The 21,352-nt window shown below is 59.5% G+C and carries 20 protein-coding genes; 11 read left to right on the top strand and 9 right to left on the bottom strand.

All coding sequences use genetic code 11. The features are described 5' to 3' along the window. Positions 1–3: 3 nt before the first annotated feature. Both ACB035_RS08975 and ACB035_RS08970 read left to right on the top strand, forming a co-directional pair. Positions 4–747 (top strand): DsbA family protein, encoded by a 744-nt coding sequence (locus ACB035_RS08975; RefSeq protein ID WP_371167112.1) that lies wholly within the window; start codon positions 4–6, stop codon positions 745–747. Positions 748–750: 3 nt separating this feature from the next. Continuing rightward, positions 751–1,266: a protein disulfide oxidoreductase gene (locus ACB035_RS08970; RefSeq protein WP_371167111.1), complete on the top strand. Its 516-nt coding sequence runs from the start codon at positions 751–753 to the stop codon at positions 1,264–1,266. A 62-nt stretch (positions 1,267–1,328) separates the two neighbouring features. Here the strand turns inward: ACB035_RS08970 and ACB035_RS08965 are convergent, their stop codons facing one another. Next, positions 1,329–2,153 (bottom strand): LysR family transcriptional regulator, encoded by an 825-nt coding sequence (locus tag ACB035_RS08965; RefSeq protein WP_371167110.1) that lies wholly within the window; start codon positions 2,151–2,153, stop codon positions 1,329–1,331. 130 nt (positions 2,154–2,283) lie between these two features. On the opposite strand from ACB035_RS08965, the gene ACB035_RS08960 reads away from it, so the two are divergent. The 7 genes from ACB035_RS08960 to ACB035_RS08930 all read left to right on the top strand — a co-directional run bounded on the left by ACB035_RS08960 (position 2,284) and on the right by ACB035_RS08930 (position 8,737). After that, complete coding sequence (locus ACB035_RS08960; RefSeq protein ID WP_371167109.1) at positions 2,284–3,162, top strand: NAD(P)-dependent oxidoreductase; 879 nt, start codon at positions 2,284–2,286, stop codon at positions 3,160–3,162. Continuing rightward, positions 3,159–3,899, top strand: coding sequence for an SDR family NAD(P)-dependent oxidoreductase (locus ACB035_RS08955; RefSeq protein ID WP_371167108.1), 741 nt, complete (start codon positions 3,159–3,161; stop codon positions 3,897–3,899). Before ACB035_RS08960 ends, ACB035_RS08955 begins: the two co-directional genes overlap by 4 nt. Before the next feature lie 280 nt (positions 3,900–4,179). Continuing rightward, positions 4,180–4,464 (top strand): DnaJ domain-containing protein, encoded by a 285-nt coding sequence (locus ACB035_RS08950; RefSeq protein WP_005343121.1) that lies wholly within the window; start codon positions 4,180–4,182, stop codon positions 4,462–4,464. A gap of 23 nt (positions 4,465–4,487) precedes the next feature. Further along, positions 4,488–5,030 carry a hypothetical protein gene (locus ACB035_RS08945; protein ID WP_042032639.1) on the top strand — a complete coding sequence of 181 codons (543 nt, stop codon included), beginning with the start codon at positions 4,488–4,490 and terminating at the stop codon, positions 5,028–5,030. Between the two features lie 12 nt (positions 5,031–5,042). Further along, on the top strand, positions 5,043–5,810 hold the full coding sequence (locus tag ACB035_RS08940; protein WP_026035107.1) for a hypothetical protein: 768 nt from the start codon (positions 5,043–5,045) through the stop codon (positions 5,808–5,810). Between the two features lie 11 nt (positions 5,811–5,821). Then, positions 5,822–6,724 (top strand): hypothetical protein, encoded by a 903-nt coding sequence (locus tag ACB035_RS08935; RefSeq protein WP_371167107.1) that lies wholly within the window; start codon positions 5,822–5,824, stop codon positions 6,722–6,724. 525 nt (positions 6,725–7,249) lie between these two features. Beyond that, the gene (locus tag ACB035_RS08930) at positions 7,250–8,737 is read left to right on the top strand and encodes a peptide MFS transporter (protein ID WP_371167106.1); all 1,488 of its coding nucleotides are present in this window, start codon (positions 7,250–7,252) and stop codon (positions 8,735–8,737) included. A gap of 104 nt (positions 8,738–8,841) precedes the next feature. On the opposite strand, the gene ACB035_RS08925 is transcribed toward ACB035_RS08930, so the two are convergent. Continuing rightward, positions 8,842–9,222, bottom strand: a complete 381-nt coding sequence (locus tag ACB035_RS08925) for a VOC family protein (protein WP_371167105.1) — start codon at positions 9,220–9,222, stop codon at positions 8,842–8,844. A 595-nt stretch (positions 9,223–9,817) separates the two neighbouring features. Between ACB035_RS08925 and ACB035_RS08920 the strand changes: the two genes are divergently transcribed. After that, complete coding sequence (locus tag ACB035_RS08920) at positions 9,818–10,915, top strand: DUF4238 domain-containing protein (RefSeq protein WP_371167104.1); 1,098 nt, start codon at positions 9,818–9,820, stop codon at positions 10,913–10,915. Between the two features lie 50 nt (positions 10,916–10,965). Here the strand turns inward: ACB035_RS08920 and parC are convergent, their stop codons facing one another. The 6 genes from parC to nudF all read right to left on the bottom strand — a co-directional run bounded on the left by parC (position 10,966) and on the right by nudF (position 18,015). Further along, complete coding sequence (gene parC / locus ACB035_RS08915; RefSeq protein WP_371167103.1) at positions 10,966–13,260, bottom strand: DNA topoisomerase IV subunit A; 2,295 nt, start codon at positions 13,258–13,260, stop codon at positions 10,966–10,968. Between the two features lie 71 nt (positions 13,261–13,331). Further along, entirely contained in the window at positions 13,332–15,242 is a 1,911-nt protein-coding gene (gene parE / locus ACB035_RS08910) for a DNA topoisomerase IV subunit B (protein ID WP_005363090.1), read from the bottom strand. 132 nt (positions 15,243–15,374) lie between these two features. Next, on the bottom strand, positions 15,375–15,962 hold the full coding sequence (locus ACB035_RS08905; RefSeq protein WP_100652703.1) for a YqiA/YcfP family alpha/beta fold hydrolase: 588 nt from the start codon (positions 15,960–15,962) through the stop codon (positions 15,375–15,377). A gap of 12 nt (positions 15,963–15,974) precedes the next feature. Next, complete coding sequence (cpdA, locus tag ACB035_RS08900; protein WP_041202814.1) at positions 15,975–16,793, bottom strand: 3',5'-cyclic-AMP phosphodiesterase; 819 nt, start codon at positions 16,791–16,793, stop codon at positions 15,975–15,977. A 22-nt stretch (positions 16,794–16,815) separates the two neighbouring features. Next, positions 16,816–17,265, bottom strand: coding sequence for a DUF1249 domain-containing protein (locus ACB035_RS08895; protein ID WP_042052480.1), 450 nt, complete (start codon positions 17,263–17,265; stop codon positions 16,816–16,818). Between the two features lie 108 nt (positions 17,266–17,373). Beyond that, positions 17,374–18,015 carry an ADP-ribose diphosphatase gene (gene nudF, locus ACB035_RS08890; RefSeq protein ID WP_005335901.1) on the bottom strand — a complete coding sequence of 214 codons (642 nt, stop codon included), beginning with the start codon at positions 18,013–18,015 and terminating at the stop codon, positions 17,374–17,376. Between the two features lie 304 nt (positions 18,016–18,319). Between nudF and tolC the strand changes: the two genes are divergently transcribed. Beyond that, complete coding sequence (tolC, locus tag ACB035_RS08885) at positions 18,320–19,639, top strand: outer membrane channel protein TolC (RefSeq protein WP_139443424.1); 1,320 nt, start codon at positions 18,320–18,322, stop codon at positions 19,637–19,639. A 116-nt stretch (positions 19,640–19,755) separates the two neighbouring features. Here the strand turns inward: tolC and hldE are convergent, their stop codons facing one another. After that, the gene (gene hldE, locus ACB035_RS08880) at positions 19,756–21,183 is read right to left on the bottom strand and encodes a bifunctional D-glycero-beta-D-manno-heptose-7-phosphate kinase/D-glycero-beta-D-manno-heptose 1-phosphate adenylyltransferase HldE (RefSeq protein WP_127006055.1); all 1,428 of its coding nucleotides are present in this window, start codon (positions 21,181–21,183) and stop codon (positions 19,756–19,758) included. Between the last annotated feature and the right edge of the window lie 169 nt (positions 21,184–21,352).

The following is a 21,352-nucleotide window of genomic DNA, read 5'->3' as shown; positions in this document are numbered from 1 at the left end:
ACCATGAAACCGACTCTGAGCGCCCTGACCCTGCTGGCCTCCCTTTCTGCAGCCCTGCTGGCTCCGGTCCTGCACGCCGCCCCCTTCACCCCGGAGCAGGAGGCGCGTATCAAGGAGCTGATCCGCGAGACACTGATCGCCAACCCCAAGATCCTCGACGAGGCCGCCGAATCCTGGGAGAAACAGAACGCGGCAGCCCAGGAGGCGCAGCTTGGCAACTTCATCAAGGGCAACAAGGATGTGCTGTTCAACAGCGCCACCAGCCCGCGCCTCGGCGCCAAAAACCCCAAGCTGACGCTGGTGCTGTTCACCGACTACAACTGCCCCTACTGCAAGCAGTTCGATCCCCAGCTGACCAAGCTGCTCAAGGCCTATCCGGACGAGCTGGGGCTGGTGATCAAGCTGCTGCCGTTCAAGGGGCAGAGTTCTGCCAAGGCAGCCCAGTACAGCCTGACCCTGTGGCAGCAGGATCCCGCCCGCTTCCTCACCCTGCACGACAAGCTGATGAGCAAGCAGGGGATGCTGACCGAGGCGGATATCAACAAGGCGCTGGCCGCCACCGGCAATACCGCGCTCAAACCGGCCGCCAAGGCGACCGAGGAGCTGCGCAACAGCCTGCGCATCGGCACCATCCTCGGGGTACAGGGCACACCGGCGACGCTTATCGGCAACCAGCTGGTGCCGGGCGCCGTTCCCTATGAGGAGCTGGAGCAGCTGGTGAAGGCCGAACTGGCCAATCTGGGATAAGGGATGACCACCAACCCTCAACCCCGCTGGCGCCGCTGGGGCAAGGAGGCACTCTGGCTGCTGCTGATGGCGCTGGTCATCTCGACCCTGCTGGATCTGTGGCGCAGCCCGACCCTGCCAGAGGGGGCGATGAGCGCCCCCGTCACCCTGCAGGATGGCAGCAGCACGGATCTCGCTACCTTAAGTCAGGGCAAGCCGCTGCTAGTCTACTACTGGGCCAGCTGGTGCGGTGTCTGCCGTTTCACCACCCCGGCCGTGCAGCAGCTCTGGCAAGAGGGGGAAAACGTGCTGACGGTGGCACTGCGCTCCGGCAATTCGGAAAAGTTAGCCAAGGGGATGAGCAACAAGGGGCTCACCTTCCCGACCCACAACGACGAGTCGGGAGCGCTGGCCGCCAAGTGGCAGGTGGGGGTCACCCCGACGTTCCTCGTTATCAAGGATGGCAAGCTGGTGAGCACCACCACCGGCTGGAGCTCGAAGCGGGGCTTGCAGCTGCGGCTCTGGTGGGCGTCGCTCTAGCCACGCGGCATCGTTGCCTGCAACAGGGCCATCCCACCGGATGGCCCTTTTTTATGCCGACATCAGACGGGGAGCTGCATCCCGCGCACCTGCTCCAGCAGGGCTGTCACCGCCGTCGAGCGCAATGCATCGGGGGCGTAGCAGAGCCCCACCCGCCGCTTGAAGGAAGAGGCCGCCAGCTCGACGACCGCACAACCGGGTGGACAAAGCGAACGGGGCAACCAGGCGATCCCCGCCCTGGCGGCCACCATGGTTGCCGCCAGTCGCAGCGACCCCGCCCGCCGTGGATAGAGCGGCGCCTGATTGCCGAGAATAGCGATCAGCCGCAGGTGGGAGTCGTGGCGCGGGCAGGTGACCCAGGGTTCATCCGCCAACGCTGCCGGGGTGAGCGCCCCCTTGCCCGCCAGCGGGTGAGCCGGTGGCAGCACCAGCACGAACTCCTCCTCCAGCAGGGGGATAAAGAGCTCGTCACCACAACGCAGGGATTCACAGCCCAGCCGCACATCGCCACAGCAGCCCTCCTCCAGAGTCAGCAGGATCTCCTCGTGGGCAAGCGCCCCTTGCACCAGCGCCCCCACCACGCCATCACCCAGATCCGCCTCAATCCCCACCGTCAGCTCGAGGCAGGGGGAGGTTTCACGAAACTCGCGGGCGAGGGAGTCGGTGTCGGCGATCAGCCGCTTGGCGCGGGGATAGAGCCGGTGTGCCGCTTCGGTCCCCTCCACCCCGCGCGCCTGCCGCACAAACAGGGTCACCCCCAGCTCATCCTCCAGCGTCTTGATGGTGGTGGAGAGGGTGGGCTGGGTAATGAAAAGGCGGGTAGCGGCCGCCGTGATGTTGCGCTCCTCGAAGACAGCGACAAACGCACGCAGAGTTCGCACATCCATAGAATTCACCTATGCCAGACAGTCATAAAAGCCATTTTTCACGGCGATACTGGGCAAATATAGTGGCTTACCTGCCACAAGGCATCCCAATTTTCTATATCAGCGTCTATCAACACTGTCAGGAGCCATCATGCGCCATCTCTCTGTCATCGGCCTCGGGGCCATGGGCTCCGCCCTCGCCACCACCCTGATCAAGGCGGGCCATCCGGTCACCATCTGGAATCGCAGCGCCGCCAAGGCGGCCCCGCTGCAAGCGCTGGGCGCGACTCTCGCCCCCTCGGTTAGCACGGCTATTGCCGCAAGCGATATCACCCTTGTCTGCGTCGATAACTACGCCGTCAGCCAGCAGTTGTTGGATGAGGCGAGCGATGCGGTGGCGGGCAAGCTGCTGGTGCAGCTCTCTACCGGCAGCCCGCAGGGGGCCAGAGCGCTAGAGAGCTGGAGCCATGCCCGCGGCGCCCGTTATCTCGATGGCGCCATCCTCTGCTTCCCGGATCAGATCGGCACCACTGATGCCCGCATCATCTGCTCGGGGGCCAGCGCTGCCTTTAGCGACGCCGAGCCGGTGCTGCGCCTGCTCGCCCCCACCCTCGACCATGTGGCCGAGGCGGTGGGCGCCGCCGCGGCGCAAGATTGTGCCGTTGCCGCCTATTTTGCTGGCGGTCTGCTCGGGGCCCTGCACGGCGCGCTGATCTGCGAGGCGGAAGGGTTGCCGGTAGCCAAAGTGTGCGCCCAGTTCAGCGAGCTCTCGCCCATTCTCGGTGGCGATGTGGCCCACCTTGGCAAGACGCTGGCGAGCGGCGATTTCGATCACCCCTACGCCAGCCTGAAAACCTGGAGCGCCGCCATCAGCCGCCTCGCCGGTCACGCCACCGATGCCGGGATCGACAGCCGCTTCCCGCGCTTTGCCGCCGATCTGTTTGAGGAAGGGGTGGCACAAGGGTTTGGTCAGCAGGAGGTGTCAGCCCTCATCAAGGTGCTGCGGGCACGCAATGGAGCGGCACAATGAACGGTAAACAAATCGCACTGGTCACCGGCGCCGCGGGCGGGATTGGCCGCCAGCTCTGCATCGGGCTGGCCGAGGCGGGCTATCGGGTGATCGCCACCGATCTGGCCCCTCACGCTTTCGACCATCCCGAGATCCACTTTCACCCGCTCGATCTGCGGGACGAGCAGGCTATCACGCGGCTCTTTGCCGAGGTGCGCGCGCAGCATGGCGGCATCCATCTGCTGATCAACAACGGCGCCATCAGCAAGTTCCACACCCGCTTCGAGGAGCTGAGCGCAGCCCAGTTCGATCAGGTGATGACGGTCAATGTGCGCGGCGCCATGCTCTGCGCCCGCGCCTTTGTGCAGGCCAACCGCGGGTTACCCTATGGCCGCATCATCAATATTGCCTCCACCCGCTGGCAGCAGAACGAACCGGGTTGGGATGCCTACGGCGCCTCCAAGGGAGCGCTGGTCGCCCTCACCCAGTCCCTCGCCAACTCGCTGGCCGACTACCCCATCACGGTCAATGCCATCAGTCCGGGCTGGATCCAGGCGGAGGATTACCACACCCTGACCGAGGCGGATCATCGCCAGCACCCGAGTGGCCGGGTCGGTCGCCCCGACGACATCACCCGCGCCTGCCTTTTTCTGGCGGATCCTCGCAACGACTTTATCAACGGTGCCAATCTGGTGGTCGATGGCGGGATGAGCAAGAAGATGATCTACCACACCTCTGCCTCCTTCTGGGAGGAGTAGCCCCTGCGGCGGCAGCCTCGCCCCGGCCTGCCGCCCGCCCCCTTCCTGCCCGTTTTTTCATCGCTTTTGCCCCGCCGCCCTTGCACTGGCCAGACCGACTGGCAACAATAGACGCTCAACTGACACCTCTTCATCTCGCCCGTTAATTGATCGCCCAACTCATCGCGTTGGCGGGCTGTTTCCGTTAAAATGACGGGTTTTTGCCGTGCCTGGTTTGCCAATCCCCACCATCAGGCACTCGCAGCGTGAATCCTATGATGCCAGTGATGCAGGATCTGCCATGAACAACTACTTTCGGGTGCTGGGCGTCAAGTCCAACGCCAGCGAAAACGACATCAAGAAAGCCTATCGTCGGCTGTCGAACCAGTACCACCCCGACAAGCTGCACGGGGCCAGTGAAGAAGAGAAAGAGCAGGCAGCCATCAAGCTGCACCAGGTAAAGCAGGCCTATGAAGTGCTGTCCGATCCGAAACAGCGGGCCGCCTTTATCAAGGATTTCAACAACGTCATCGTGACCGACCCCGCCTCCGCCATGCAGGAGATGTGGGATCAGTTCTACCCCTGAAACAGCAGGCAGAAAGAGCAACTATGCAAAAGAGATGGGACCAGGCGCGGCTCAAGTCGCTGCAAAGCGATGCCAGCGAAAACATCGAATCCTACCGGGATCAGGACGACCCCAAGGGGCTGGAACAGTTCACCGACCAGATGAAGAGCCTGCTGCTGGCCGATATGAGCATGCTGGAGTTTATGCCCGAGTATCTGCCGCTGGCCCTCTATGGCCGGGTGCAGTTCCCGGCCAAGGCCAAGTCGCAGTGGAACAAGTGGCTCGCCAGCGGCGAGCAGCCAAGCTGGGACGAGTTCAAGGTGAGCGTCGGCTTCAACAACGCCGCCCTGCCGCTGGTCAAGGCAGTGCGGGCCCAGAGCGAAGATCAGCTGATGGAAGCCTGCGCCGTGCTGTTCCTGCTCGACAACCCGCTGCCGCGCGGCAGCCACCGCGGTGATGATGACTATGAGCTGCGCGACGAAGAAGATGAAGACGGGGAAGATGCCGACGCCGACTACCACGGCGGCAGTGACCGCTATGGTGATGACGACGGCGATCAGGATATGTACGACGAAGTCCGTTTCTAATTGGGGCAAGGCATGAGCAACAGTCTGATAGAAATTACCGCCATCGAGATCAAAGAGCTGGCCGTTATCGAGCCGAAGCAGGCCAGCGAGAAGTTCGAGCTGATCGCCAAGACCATGTCTGACGACCAGCTGGCAGAAGTGATTGAAAACATTGATATCGTTACCCTGACCCAGATTAACGGCCAGCACGATATCTCCTTCCCCTCCATCATCTCCGAGCTGATGACCCCGGAGCGGATCCGCGACATCGTCTGCCAGCAGCCGCTCTATTGGGAAGAGGCGATCAAGAACAACGCCGACGAGCTGCAACAGCACACCTTCGACTTCCTCAACTACCTGATCCGCACCCAGGATAGCGAAGCCAAGCAGCGCGAGATCCTCGAGTGCGTGGCCGAAGATCCGGCCGGTCTCTTCTACCTCGCCATCCCCTTTATCGAGTTTTATCGCGGCGACCGCTATGAAGAGGACGAAGGGTATCGCGACGTGCTGCACGCCGAAGAGGAAGATCTCGAAGAGTCCCTGCGCTACAGCGAGCGCCAGCAGGCCGAAGACAGCCACGACTACGCGCTGGACGACCCGCGCAGCCTCTTGATGCTCATTCGCGAGCTGGCCCCCGAGGTGGAAAAATCCATCAAGTCGCTGCTGCGCAACGAGCACTCCACCTGGGACGGCATCATCAACAAGTTTGCCGCCGAGCTGGTGATGCAGGCCAAAGAGAAGAACAAGGTCGAGGAAGACGAGTACGGCGACGTCGACGACATGTTCAGCTTTCTGGATTAAGGAGCCCATTCATGCAGTTAGTCATTCGCGATGCCAACCAGGGCCCCTTTCTGACCCAGGTGCTGCGCTTTGGCCGCGACAACGAACTCTTGAGTCAGCAGCAGCTCGCCGCCATCAAGGGCAAGGCGGTGCTGATGAGCCTCAAATTCGCCGACAAGTACTACAACAAGTACAAGATGCACCTGCTGGAGCAGGCCGCCCACGACGTCATCGGCGTGGTGAGCCTCGGTCTGCAGGAGCTATCCCAACGGGATCCGGCCAAGGCACTGGCCCTGTTGCAGGCGCCGGAAGGCCCCATCAAGCCGTTCCAGAAGGGCTGGTCCATGCTCATTACCGTCAGCCCCAAGCAGGCTGGCAACAGCCTCTACGGTGACGTGGATGCGCGGCTCTTGGACAAGATCTCGAGCCCGCCCGATGTGGAGGAGTGGCAAGGGTGGCAGGAGTACGAGAAGGCGCTGACCGAGCACAACAAAAGCCGCCTAATGGAGCTCATCGACCAGCACTTCTTCGCCTGCGAGAGCGACCACCCCACCATGGAGGACAAGCTGGCCGAAGCGCTGCTCTACCGCATTCTCTGCGGCAAGGGCTGTGGCGCCGCCCCGCTCAAGGTGAAGCAGGATCTCAAGCGCAAACTGGCGCGGGAGATTGAGCTCGACGAGAGCTGGTATGACACCGACTACCTCGCCGCCCAGCTCGCCCTGATGCTGAGCGCGCTGCCAGCCGACATGGCCGCCGCCCTGCGGCAGGAGTTGAGCCCGGGCTTTGTGCCCAACCTGCTGCACACCCTCGGCTTTGTGCGCCAGTACCAGCTGCTGCAAAAAGAGAACGCCTCGCCGGAGAAGCTCGACAACATCGAGATGCGCGCCGGTCTCAAGCACCCGCTGCTCGGCTGGCCGCTCTACCACGACTTCTAAGGCCGCTTTCGCCGCCCATCAGTCGCACCACAACGCCCGGCCTGCCGGGCGTTGTTCTATCCTCCCCTCACCCTCTCGACAGCAAAGAGAGAACACACGCAAGTCACCCTGAGGCTGCCCCTTCTCTTCCCAATATTTATTCACTCAATGCCCAAGGATGAATAAACAACCTGCGATACAACCGCTTGGGGCCAGCTGCGTTTCGGGACAACAAAGCGGGACGCAGATCCCGCCACAGCACCATAATCGGCACCAAATAGCCGACTGGATCACATCAACCGTGTCGCAATCACGTGCTAAATCGAGCTACAACCACGGCTCAATAGCGCATAAAAAGGCGGAATAGATCAATAAAAAGCAATTAATCGCGCCGGATTAAATTTCAGGTATGGCTATTTGCACCGCTTGGCCGCTAAATGACAGACCGGCCTTCAGACCAGCATGGAAGCGCACAAGGCTAGCCGGCAGCAGACCGGTACGCTCTCAGGACGAGTTATGACTTTCTTCTCTCACAGGAGACAGACCGTGAGCGCTTCGAATCAACACCCCACCATTCCCCCCGGCTCCGGGGCGCTGTTCTTTATCCAGACCTTCTCGACCCTGGGGTTTGCCGTGCTCTACTCCACGCTGGTGCTCTACGCCACCAAGCGGCTCGGCTTCAGCGAATCCCAGGCCAACGCCATGATGGGGGTCTTCGGGGCCTTCAACTATGGCCTGCACCTGTTTGGCGGTTATCTCGGCGGGCGCTACCTCAGCAACCGCAACCTGTTCGTGATGGGGATGGTGCTGCAGGTGATCGGCTGCTACTTCATCGCCGAGATGGGGATCACCGGCCTCTACTGGGGGCTCGCCATGTTCCTCACCGGCAGCGGCCTCAACGTCACCTGCCTCAACATGATGCTGACCCAGCGCTTCGCCCCGGATGATCACCGCCGCGAGAGCGCCTTCCTGTGGAACTACGCCGGGATGAATCTGGGCTTCTTTATCGGCTTCACGGTGGCGGGCTACTTCCAGCTCACCGAGGATTACCGCACCCTGTTCCTGTTTGCGACGCTGGGCAACATCATCGCCATCATCGCCACCTTCGCCTGCTGGCCCATTCTGGCGGATATCAGCACCCCGCTGCGCCATGTCAAAGGGAGCGGCTTCTACCGCCGCATGCTGGCGGGGATCGCCATTCTGGCCATGCTGGTGCCGGCGCTGCGTCTGCTGCTGACCCACGCCAGCTTCAGCGGCAGCTTCGTGCTGATCCTGGGCGCCGTGGTGCTGGTGCTGCTCTGCGTGATGACTGCCCGACACCCAGACGCCGCCGAGCGCAGCCGCATGGTGGCCTACCTGATCCTCGCCCTTGGCTCCCTTATCTTCTGGTCGCTCTACCAGCTGGCGCCCATGGGGCTGATGCTCTTCTCCGAGCACAACATCAACCTCAACGTGTTCGGGCTGCGGGTCGCCCCCCAGTGGATCCAGAACATCAACACTATCGTCATCGTCATCGGTGGCCCGCTGATGGCGCTGCTGTTCAAGCGACTGCGCGAACAGGGGTGGAATATCGACATCCCCTCCCAGTTTGCCGCCTCCCTGTTTTGCATGGGGCTCGGCATGCTGGTGCTGCCGCTCGGCATCCATCTGGCGGGGGCCGACGGGCTGGTCGCCTTCAAGTGGATCGCCATCAGCTATGTGCTGCAGAGCTTTGGCGAGCTGCTCATCTCCCCCATCGGCTACGCCATGATTGGCAAGCTGGCCCCCGCCAGCCTGCAGGGCCTGCTGATGGGCTGCTGGATGATGGTGACCGGCATCGCCTCGGTGCTGGCAGGCTATGTCTCCGGCGCCATGCCGCAGAATATCGGCAGCACCCCGGTCGCCACCAACCCGGGTTACAGCTCGGTATTCAATATGCTCGGCTGGGGCTCGCTGGCGGGCGGCGTGGTGTTGCTACTGCTGGTGCCCCTCCTGCGCCTGCTGATCGCCTCGAAAATCACCCCGCCACCGGCGGCGACAGCTATCCCCGTCTGATCGATTTGAACCACTGGCAGCGTGAGCCGCAGACAAGACCAGAGGCCCCGCAATCATGGATTGCGGGGCCTCTGCTTTTGGTGGGATGGATCGTTTAGACTTCGCTAATCAGTGCAAATCGCCTTATCCAGCAAGGCAATCCGGTTACCTTCAGAATCCTGAAATTCGGCCACCTTGATGACTTCCCCCACCCGGGTCACGGGGTAAAGCAACCTGGCGCCCGCCGATAGCGCATCTGCCATCACCCACTCAATATCGTTCACCGTCAGATAAATACGCGTGCCATCCAGACTCGGGACATAACTCTCCCCTCTGGCCAACGCACCAGAGCAGCCTTCGGCACCGTCAATAAGCGGAAATAGCGCCATTTCATTGCCATCGATCTCCACTCGTTCGAATTCGATATCAAAAACGGCAGAATAGAAGGCAATTGCTCGCTGCATATCCGTTACCGGAATCTCGAAATGCATCCCAATATTGACCATCGAACCCCTTCCTTGTTAGTTAGCGAAAGCGCCGTGCAGGCAGAATAATGCCCCCATTATTGCCATGAAGCCATCCATCAGATCCACGCAGACGGGTCAAAAGACCAGATGGTACGCTGAGAAGCACGATCTCGCAGGGGACAAGTGCATGCCAACCTTTGGCCCTAGTTGTCACGTCATACCAAAATGGCTGCGATCTCTGCTCCCTTCTCCCACTCTTTGCCATAGACAAGGGGAGAAGGGGCGGGGATGAGGGGGCAAACCATCGACAAGCAGCAGAGCGTTAAATCAAGCAGGAGCGCGTAGGGTCGATTAGCAAAGCGTAATCGTCCGCACAGCAATCCCGGTCGCTATGGACATAGAGAAGAGATCAGCTGGAGCACCAGCAAAATTACGGCAACCGATTTTCGCGATCGTCTGATTACGCTTCGCTAATCAGATCTACGAGCCTCTAAGCTTTAAAAAACTGATTCTGCTCACAATAAAGAGCCACCCACTACTGATAAAATGCCCACCAAAACATAACTTCATTTACTTTAACTCAATTGACACTATGTTTAATAAGTATTCTTGACTAAACAGAAAATAGGGTTATATGGCAACAAATAAAAATCAACATTTTGTTCCAAGGTGCTATCTTAAAGCGTTTACACATAATTCAGAAAACAAAACCATTAATGTTTATAATGTTGACAGGAGAATATCGATCCCTCTTGCTCCAGTAAAAAACCAATGTTCAAGAGATTATTTCTACGGAAAGGACCCTAAATTAGAGGATGCAATTCAGTTCGTAGAGCGGGCATACGCCTCAATATTAAGAGATATTGTCCACAACCCTAGAAGCCTGAATGAATATCATTGGACAGTGCTAAAGCGCTTCTGGCTTCTTCAATATTTAAGAACAGAAGCGGCCTCAAAAAGAACTGTCGAAATGACAAGTGGCCTAGCTGATATAGCACAAGTCAAGGGAAAAGAATTTAATTTAGGTATCAAAGAGGCTGTGCTCATTGCAATGGATCTCTATGCAAAAAATATGGAGATCGTTGACGACTTAAAAGTCTGTTTGGTTCTCAATAAAACTGAATTACCTTTCATAACCTCTGATGATCCAGCAATACTTACAAATAGATGGCATTTGAATGATGAACGAACCAAGTTTAGATCTTTTGGGTTAGGTACTGCAGGTGATTTGCTACTACTTCCTATAACCCCTAATATTATGTTTGTAGCTTATGATTATGATGTGTATAGTATTCCTCATCAAGATGGATGGACAACTATATCTCAAAAAAGAGATGTTGAAGCATTTAATCAACATCAGCTTTTAAATTGTAGATCAAACTTGTTTTTTAAGAGCATACAACACCATGAATTCATTGATACCTCATTTAAATCAGTGGCCGAAATAAAACCCCCTGCGCGTCACAGAATTAATTATGCAATTTTTGATTATCAAGAAGGTGAATATACACGTTATAAAGTAGTTGATTATAAAACAGCTGAGCATCACGAAAAGGCTATAATACACACAGAAACTCTACATTATAACCCAAGCTTATGGCCAAGTATTATTCAGTGGAGAAATAAGGGCGTGGTCTATACAAATGGAACTGGAGCAGGCTATTTGAGAAAGAACTGTATACCTTATGAATACAACGATTTTCACAAAGAGCCTTTACGATCAAAAAAATAAAAACAGTAACACAAATTAAAAGGGAGCAAACAATAGCTCCCTTTTAATTATTACCCTTCCTGATTTTCCCCGGCTACCGGTTCGGCACCGGCGGCGGGTTCAATCTCGATGCGATCAACTCGCTGCAAACCGCGGGGCAGCTTGGCGCCACGGCGGCCGCGCTCGCCGCGATAGTAATCGAGATCGGACGGTTTGAGGGTCAGCTTGCGCTTGCCGGCAAACAGGGTGACCGACTGACCCTGCGGGATCACGGCAGCCATCACCACAAACTCCTCCCGAGCCTTGACCCGAGCAGAGGGGATGCTGATGAGCTTGTTGCCCTTGCCCTTGCCGAGCACCGGCAGGGTATTGAGCGGGAACAGCAGCATGCGCCCCTCGTTGGAGATGGCCATGCAGAGATCGGTCTCTGGCGAGCCAATCTTCTGGGGTGCCATCACCTGACCCCCTTCCGGCACGGTGAGCAGCGCCTTGCCGTTCTTGTTCTTGCCGATCAGGTCGTCATAGGTGCAGACAAAGCCGTAACCGGCATCGCTGGCGATCAGGTAGGGCTCGCCTTCGTTGCCCATCACCAGATGGCGCACCTCTTCCCCTGCCCCCAGCGCAAAGCGGCCGGTGAGCGGTTCGCCCTGACTGCGCGCGGAAGGCAAGGTGTGAGATTCGAGGGCGTAGGTGCGGCCCAGCGTGGAGAGGAACACCGCCTGCTGGTTGCTGCGGCCACAGGCGTGGGCCAGATAGCTGTCCCCAGCCTTGTAGGAGAGCCCTGCCACATCGACGTCGTGGCCCTTGGCGGCGCGTACCCATCCCTTGTCGGAGAGGATGACAGTGACCGGTTCGCTGGGAATAAGCTCTTTCTCGGTCAGCGCCACGGCGGTAGCACGCTCCACCAGCGGGGTGCGGCGATCGTCGCCGTACTTCTCGGCATCGGCCAGCAGCTCTTTCTTGAGCAGAGTGTTGAGGCGACGCTCGGAGCCCAGAATAAGCTCCAGCTTGTCTCGCTCTTCGGCCAGTTCGTTCTGTTCGGCACGCAGCTTGAACTCTTCGAGCTTGGCCAGATGGCGCAGTTTCAGCTCGAGGATCGCTTCGGCCTGGGTCTCGGTAATGTTGAAGCGCTCCACCATCACCTTGCCCGGCTCATCCTCGGTGCGGATGATCTCGATCACCTCGTCGATGTTGAGGTAGGCAATCAGCAAGCCTTCGAGGATGTGCAGGCGAGCCAGCACCTTGTCGAGGCGGAATTGCAGACGGCGACGCACCGTCTCGCGACGGAACTGGATCCACTCGCTGAGGATGGTCTTGAGGCACTTCACCTGCGGCCGATTGTCGAGGCCGAGGATGTTGAGGTTGACCCGGTAGTTCTTCTCCAGATCCGTGGTGGCGAACAGGTGGGCCATCAGCCCCTCTACATCCACCCGGTTGGAGCGCGGCACGATCACCAGACGGGTCGGGTTCTCGTGGTCAGATTCATCCCGCAGATCGGTGACCATCGGCAGCTTTTTCGCCACCATCTGGGCAGCGATCTGCTCCATGATCTTGGCGCCGGAGGCCTGATGGGGCAGCGCGGTGATGACGATGTCGCCATCCTCCTCGCTCCAGACCGCCCGCTGCTTGATGGAGCCCTTGCCGGTCTCGTAGATTTTGCGGATATCGTCGCGCGGGGTGATGATCTCGGCGTTGGTCGGGTAGTCCGGCCCCTGAATGTGCTGCATCAACACATCGAGCCCCGCATTGGGGTTGTCGAGCAGCTCGGCACAGGCGTAGGCCACTTCCCGCGCGTTGTGGGGCGGGATGTCGGTCGCCATGCCCACCGCGATACCGGTCACCCCGTTGAGCAGGATGTGCGGCAGGCGGGCGGGCAGCACCACCGGCTCCTTCATGGTGCCGTCGAAGTTCGGCGTCCACTCCACAGTGCCTTGCCCCAGCTCGGAGAGCAGCAGCTCGGAGAAGCGGGACAGCCGCGCCTCGGTATAACGCATGGCCGCGAAGGATTTGGGATCGTCCGGCGCACCCCAGTTGCCCTGACCGTCCACCAGCGGGTAGCGGTAGGAGAAGGGCTGGGCCATCAGCACCATGGCTTCATAACAGGCGCTGTCGCCGTGGGGGTGGTACTTACCCAGCACGTCACCCACGGTACGGGCGGATTTCTTGTGCTTGGAGAGGGCCGACAAACCCAGCTCGCTCATGGCGTAGATGATGCGCCGCTGCACCGGTTTGAGGCCGTCGCCAATATGCGGCAAGGCCCGATCCATGATGACGTACATGGAGTAGTTCAAGTAAGCCTGTTCGGTAAAGGTGCGCATTGGCTGGCGCTCTACCCCGTCCAGACTGAGCTCGATAGCATCACTCATATGTTTTTCTCTTGCTATGGCGCGCCCCAGGAGGGCATGCCTGAAATGCGGGTCGGCAGGTGACCGACGGCTTAGATGATGGCGAGGTTACCCTTCTCCTCTAACCACTCGCGGCGATCACCCGCCCGCTTCTTGGCCAGCAGCATGTCCATCAGCTGCAGGGTCTCGTCAGCCGCATCCCCTTCGCTCTCTCCTGCCGGCTCCATGGTGAGCTGCACCAGACGGCGGGTGTTGGGATCCATGGTGGTTTCCCGCAGCTGTTTCGGGTTCATCTCACCCAGACCCTTGAATCGGGTCACCATCACCTTGCCTTTCTTCTTCTCGGCTTCGACCCGTTGCAGCACGCCGTTCTTCTCATCCTCGTCGAGGGCGTAGTAAACCTCTTTACCGATATCGATCCGGTAGAGGGGCGGCATGGCCACATAGACGTGGCCCTTCTCCACCAGCGTGCGGAAGTGCTTAACAAAGAGGGCGCAGAGCAGGGTGGCGATGTGTAGACCGTCCGAATCCGCATCCGCGAGGATGCACACCTTGCCGTAGCGCAAGCCGCTGAGATCCTCGGAGTCGGGGTCGAGCCCGATGGCGACCGAGATATCGTGCACTTCTTGCGAGGCGAGCACCTGACCTGCCTCCACCTCCCAGGTGTTAAGGATCTTGCCGCGCAGCGGCATGATGGCCTGAAACTCGCGATCCCGCGCCTGCTTGGCACTGCCGCCCGCGGAGTCACCCTCCACCAGGAACAGCTCCCCCTGCATGGGGTCGGCGCAGTTACAATCAGTCAGCTTGCCGGGCAGGGCCGGGCCCTGGGTAATCTTCTTGCGCACCACCGTCTTGGCGGCGCGCATCCGGCGCTGGGCGCTGGAGATACAGATCTCGGCGATCTGCTCCGCCAGCTCGGTGTTGCTGTTCAGATAGAGGCTGAAGGCATCCTTCACCACGCCGGAGACAAACGCCGAGCTCTGGCGGGAGGAGAGGCGCTCCTTGGTTTGGCCGGCAAACTGCGGATCCTGCATCTTGATGGAGAGGATATAGGCGCAGCGATCCCAGATATCTTCCGGAGTGAGCTTGACCCCCCGCGGCAGCAGGTTGCGGAACTCGCAGAACTCACGCATGGCATCGAGCAGGCCCTGACGCAGGCCGTTGACGTGAGTACCGCCCTGGGCGGTGGGAATGAGGTTCACATAGGATTCGGCGAGGCATTCGCCCCCTTCCGGCAACCAGCACAGCGCCCAGTCCACCGCCGACTGTTCGGAGCTGAACGAGCCGATAAAGGGCTGCTCCGGCAGGCAGGTGAACTGCTTGACCGCATCGACCAGATAATCCTTGAGGCCATCCTCGTAGCACCACTCCAGCTTGATGCCGGTGTTCTTGTCGAGGAACTTGATGGTGAGGCCGGGACAGAGCACAGCCTTGGCTTTGAGCAGGTGCTCCAGCTTGGTGACCGAGAACTTGGGCGAATCGAAGTAGCTCGCCTGCGGCCAGAAGCGCACCCGGGTGCCGGTGTTGCGACGACCGCAGGTGCCGGTGATGGTCAGCTCCTGCACCTTCTCGCCGCGCTCGAAGGCGATGTCGTAGACCTGACCGTCGCGGCGCACCGTCACCTCGACCCGATCGGAAAGGGCATTCACCACCGAAATACCCACCCCGTGCAGACCGCCGGAAAACTGGTAGTTCTTGTTGGAGAATTTGCCGCCCGCGTGCAGCTTGCAGAGGATCAGCTCCACCCCGCTGACCCCCTCTTCCGGGTGGATATCGACCGGCATGCCGCGGCCGTCGTCGATCACTTCGAGGGACTGGTCTTCATGCAGGATCACCTCCAGATTGCGGGCGTGACCTGCCAGCGCTTCATCGACGCTGTTGTCGATGACCTCCTGGCCGAGGTGGTTGGGCCGGGTGGTGTCGGTATACATGCCGGGGCGGCGACGCACCGGCTCAAGGCCATTGAGGACCTCAATGGCATCCGCATTGTATTGAGTAGACATGGAGGGCCTTGCGAATTGACGTTTGGAGGGAATCTTAACTGCTAGGCGGGGGTAGAACAAACTCCCCGCACCGAAAGCTTGATCTGGAGAAGAACAAGCAGGGCGAGACCGCCCTTATTGACTCAAACCTGACTATAACCCGAGGAAACGGATGATCTGGGCGGGGTAGCGCTCGAACGCGACAAAGGCGTGGTTGCCGCCGCACTCCAGCGAGAGGCGGGCAAAGCGGTATTGATCCAGCGCCTTGCGATAGTCGAGCACCTCATCCCCCTGCTGTTGCAGGATCCAGAGTCGCTCCGGCGCCATCACAGGTACCGCCAGTGCCCGCAGCTCGTCCATATGTTCAGGCAGCAGTTCGTACTGCTCACCCGTATAGGGATTGGTCTGGGGGCCAAGGTAGTCACAGAGCAGCTCGTGCGGGCGCACCGCCGGATTGATCAGCGCCGCGCGGCAGCCGTACTGCTCGCTCACCCGGGTCGCCATAAAGCCGCCGAGGGAGCTGCCCACGGCGCCGAGTTTGAATTCACTACCATAACGACGCTGCAGATCGGCGATGGTCTGCTCGATAGCCGCCCAGGCCGCCGCTGGCGTATTGGGCTGGGCCGGAATGATCACCTCGATATCCGGCCGATTGGCGGCCACCCAGGCAGCCATCTGCTGCGCCTTGGCGGAGCCCGGTGAGGAGTTGAAACCGTGCAGATAAAGGAGAACCGACTTCATGCAATGCTCTCCTCAATAACCGGTGGCGTTGGGGTCGGGCACAAACTGCCCCACCGGCAGGCGCCACACCTCGCTGGCCACCCGCCCATCCGGATAGAGGGTGAGATAGCGCCAGCCCGGGCCGGATTCATCCAGCGCGAAGCCGTCGGATAGCGGTTTGAACTGAATGCAGGTGGAGGGGCTGGCAATCAGCCGCACCCCGCGGTGCACCTCGTCAAACTCCTGATGGACGTGACCGAACAGGATGGTCTTCTGCTGTGGATGACGGGCCAGCACGGCGAACAGGTCATCGGCATTCTTGAGATTGTGCTGATCCAGCCAGGCGCAGCCCACCGGTACCGCCTGATGGTGCAGGGTGATAAGGGCGTGGCGATCAGGATATTGACGCAGGGCACGGTCGAGAGCGGCCAGCTGGTGATCGCCAATCATGCCGTGGGGTTTGCCGCGCACCTGGGTGTCGAGCAGGATCACCTGCCAGTGGTCGCCCACCAGCTGTTTGGATTCGCTGATCCCGGCGGCATGCAGGTATTCGGTCATCAGCGGGCTGTCATCGTGATTGCCGGGGAGCCAGTAGATGGGGCGACCCAGGGGCGCCATCATGGAGGCGAAACGCTGATAGGATTCCGGGCTGTGATCCTGCGACAGATCGCCGGTCGCCAGAATCACCTCGTAGGGGTGTTCATTGGCCTGCACCTGTTCCAGCACGGCGGCCAGACTCTCTGCGGTGCGCACAGCCAACAGCCGCCCTTCGGCACTCGCGAAGAGGTGGGTGTCGGTAATTTGCAACAGGCGCACACTGCCGTCCTGCGCCTGGGGGAGCTCTGTTTCCAAAATCACGCTTCTTTTTATTTGTTCAACTGGAGATATTGATCGGGCTGGTACCATGTCTGAGACAAAATTTTAGCCATTCGGCCAGAAACAGATTTACCTGCTCCTTTTCGTCCCGCTGGTGCATCTTTTTATTGGGATAATCATAACGTGGTTGCAAACGGGAAATCTGTTGCGCTGCACACACTTCCGCCATCCGCACATCATGATACAAACGAATCTCTATCTGAGCTTGTAAATATTCGGGCAATTCGGGGTTGTGCTGGCTCAGGATCACCTGATTGGTGAAGCGACTCTCGCCAATGATGGTGAGCTGGAACTGCAGATCGTTGCCGACCCGATAGCGGCGCTCGGCCCCGACTTCCCCATCAGGCGGCAGCAGTTTCATCAACGCCATGTAATTGACCTCGCAGGTTCTCTGCAAAGACATCAAATCCGGCACATAACGTTTGGTCCGGGATTGAACTAACGGCATCGCAAAGCTCCATCAATCAACACCCGTGAGTAGTTGACCTCGCAGGTACGCTGCAAGGACATCAGATCAGGCACATAGCGCCTGCTCTGTTGCAGAGTCAGCGCCACCTCAGCGATCCGCCAGCCAGCGGGCACGCAGCTCGCCATGGTTGAGGGCCAGCCACTGCAGGGCGATGACCGAGGCCGCATTGTCAATGCGTCCCTCTTTAAGCCAGGCGTAGGCCTGTTCGCGGCTCACCACGTGCACCCGGATATCCTCGCCTTCATCAGCCAGACCGTGCAGTCCCTCGGCCTTGCTGGCATCCACCTCGCCCACAAAGACCTCGATCCGCTCGGTGCTGCCGCCCGGGCTCACCAGATAGCTGATGGCATGCTCGCAGCGGGCCACCTCGATCCCGGCCTCTTCCACCGCTTCGCGGCGCACCACCGCCTCGGCGGTTTCCCCTTCGTCAATGATGCCGGCCACCAGCTCCAGCAGCCAGGGAGTCGGGCTGGTCTCCATGGCGCCGATACGGAACTGCTCCACCAGCACGATCTGGTCGCGCACCGGATCGTAGGGAAGCAACGCGGCGGCATGACCCCGCTCGAACAGCTCGCGCACGATGGGCTGGTTCCAGCCGCCCGCAAATAACCGATGCTGCAGACGATAGACATTCACCTTGAAGAAGCCGTTATATCCAGCTGATTTTTCAATGATTTTCACATCATCGGCGGCGTAATGCCGATCTTGCGGCAAGGGTTGCTGCGACATCCGGGGCTCCCGTCAGCTTGACTTGTATCAGTTTGACCATAAAATCCGAGGAACATGAATGAACGTTCATTCACTCGGCATGCCATGGTAATGAGGGGTGGATTTTAGCAGCCACAGACCATTTGGCTAGGCACGCGGGGAGAAAACTGCGTCCGGTTCTTGACGTTCCCGTCACCGGACCTGAGACTCTTAGCATTAAATTTTGCTTATAGTAGAGTGATTAAGCTGCAATCAAGCTTGGTCGGTGACAATATTTGCCTCTCCAGCAACCAGTTTGGGTTACTACATAAGGTTAAAACGATCTATGAAAAGAACACTTTTGTCAGTCATGGTGTTGCTGGGCGTCAGTGCCGGTGCCCATGCCGAAAACCTGCTCGACATCTACCAGCAAGCCCAGATCAAAGACCCGCAGTTGCTGCAGTCCAAAGCCGTTCGCGACCAGGCCTTCGAGAAGATCAACGAATCCCGTGCTCCTCTGCTGCCCCAGATCGATCTGGGTGCCGGGCTCAATTATCTGCAAAACAAGAACGATACCCAGAGCAATACCAAAGCCAAGGGTGAAGTGACGCTGTCGCAATCCCTCTATCGTCGCAGTAACTGGGTCAATCTGGATATCAGCGAGAAGCAGGCTACCCAGTCAGATGTTGCCTACAACCTCGAAATCCAGAACCTGATGGTGCGCACCGCCAAAGCCTACTTTGATGTGCTCAAGGCGATGGATACCCTGGAGTTCGTTCGTGCCAACAAGGTTGCGGTAGAGCGTCAGCTGGAGCAAACCCAGCAGCGTTTCGAAGTGGGCCTGACCGCCATCACCGACGTCCATGAAGCCGAAGCCTCCCGCGACCAGGCGCTGGCTGACGAGATCAATGCCGAAAACTCGCTGGACAACAGCTACGAGACCCTGCGCGAGCTGACCGGTATCGATCATCGCAATCTGGACGTGCTGAACACAGATCGTTTCAGCCCGCAGAAGACCGCCTTCGGCTCCGACAAGTGGCTGGAGCTGGCGCTGGACAAGAACCTGCAACTGCACAGTGCCCGCATCAGCAAGGACATTGCCAAGGAGCAGATCGATCTGGCCAAGACCGGCCATGAGCCGACGCTGGATCTGGATGCCGGACTGCAAACCAGCAATACCGATTACAAGCTGGATAGCATGCCGGGCGGCAATGACAATCAGGCCAATATCGGTCTGACCTTCAAGCTGCCCATCTACAGCGGTGGCGCCACCAGCTCCAAGGTGAAGCAGGCTCAATACAACTACGTAGCGGCCAGCGAACTGCTTGAGAAGAACTTCCGCTCGGTGCAGAGCACAGTGCGCTCCTCCTACAACAACGTGAACGCCAGCATCGGCTCGGTGCGCGCCTACAGCCAGTCTGTGGTCTCCGCCGACAGCGCCCTGAAGGCGACCGAAGCCGGTTACGAAGTGGGTACCCGTACCATCGTCGACGTGCTGGACTCTACTCGCAAGCTGTACGAGGCCAAGCAGAAGCTCTCCGAAGCCCGTTACAACTACATCCTCAATATCCTGAGCCTGAAACAGGCTGCCGGTATTCTGGAAGCGCAGGATCTGGTGGAAGTGAACCAGGGCCTGATGCCCGCCACGGCAAAAGCCAAAGGCTGATAGCCGCTATCGGACATGAAAAAGGCGACCGCAAGGTCGCCTTTTTGTTATCCGTATTTCTGTCGGCTTGCTACCGCCGATAATGAGCCCCGCCAGATTGCGGGGCCAGCAGAACGTTAGCCGCGCTCGCGGATCGTCTTGATGATGTCGGTGGTGGAGCAGCCATCCTCGAAGTTGAGAACGCGCACCTCACCGCCATTGGCAGTCACTTCGGCGTAACCGGCGATATCTTCCGGCTTGTAGTCGCCGCCCTTGACCAGCAGATCCGGCAGGATCTCGGCGATCAGGCGCTGCGGGGTATCTTCACCAAACGGCACTACCCAGTCCACCGCGCCCAGCGCAGCCAGTACGGCCATGCGGCGCTCGGTCGGGTTGACCGGACGACCCGGCCCTTTCAGACGGCGAACCGACTCGTCTGTGTTGACCGCCACGATCAGACGATCCCCCAGCTTGCCGGCGTTGGCCAGATAGGAGACGTGGCCGGCGTGCAGGATGTCGAAGCAACCGTTGGTCATCACCACCTTCTCGCCACGCAGACGGGCGGCACGAACCGCCACTTTCAGCTGGGCTTCGGACATGACGCCGAAGCCGGTCTCCTGCTCGGTATAGAGGGCGTTGGCCAGCTCGACCGGGCTAACGGTAGAGGTACCCAGCTTGCCGACCACGATACCAGCTGCGGTATTGGCCAGCGCGCAGGCTTCGTCCAGGCTCTTGCCTGCCGCCAGCGAGGTAGCCAGGGTAGAGATCACGGTATCACCGGCACCGGTCACATCGTAAACCTCGTGGGCCTGAGCCGGCAGATGCAGCTCCGGCTGACCTTCGCGGATCAGGGTCATGCCGTTCTCGGAACGGGTGACCAGCAGGGCATCCAGCTCGAAGCGTTTGACCAGCTCCAACCCCTTGGCGACCAGCTCCTCTTCGCTCTTCACCTTGCCTACCACAGCCTCGAACTCGGACATGTTGGGGGTCAGCAGGGTGGCACCGCGATACTTCTCGAAGTCGGTCCCCTTAGGGTCGACCAGCACCGGAATACCGGCGGCTCGGGCACGCTGGATCATGCCGGGCACATCGTTGAGGGCACCCTTGCCGTAGTCGGAGAGGATCATCACGTCACTGTTTGGCAGTGCCTGCTCGACCTTGCTCATCAGCAGGGTGGCATCGACGGAGTGGAAGGGCTCTTCAAAGTCCAGACGCAGCAGCTGCTGGTTGCGGGACAGCACGCGCAGCTTGGTGATGGTCGGGAAGTCGGCCAGACGAACGAAGTCACAGGCCACCTTGACGCCAGCCATCTGGCCAGCCAGCGCATCGGCCGCTTCATCCTGACCGGTCAGGCCAAGCAGCACGGCATGAGCGCCAAGGGCGGCGGAGTTGAGGGCAACGTTGGCGGCACCGCCCGGACGCTCCTCAATGTGTTCAACCTTGACCACGGGCACCGGTGCCTCGGGCGAGATCCGGCCGGTGGGGCCATGCCAGTAACGGTCCAACATGACATCGCCAACGACCAGAACGCGGGCTTTTTCAAAATCGGGCAGGGTGATCTTCATCTGTATCGACTCTCAAAACCTGAAAAATCAGCGGGCGATTTTATCACACTCTTTTATCCGGTGTAGAAAAAGCCGACCGCAGTTGCCGCCGCTGTCACGCTAACCGGACGCAGGCTACCCCTCTGACCAGCACACAGCCATTCGCCCCCGCCCCCCCTTTTCGGCTAGA

The organism is Aeromonas sp. S12(2024) (genome assembly GCF_041402305.1).
In the GTDB taxonomy this organism is placed as follows: Bacteria; Pseudomonadota; Gammaproteobacteria; order Enterobacterales; family Aeromonadaceae; genus Aeromonas; species Aeromonas veronii.
Note: the sequence above shows the minus strand (reverse complement) of the source record. Positions and strands in the feature narration are given on the sequence as shown.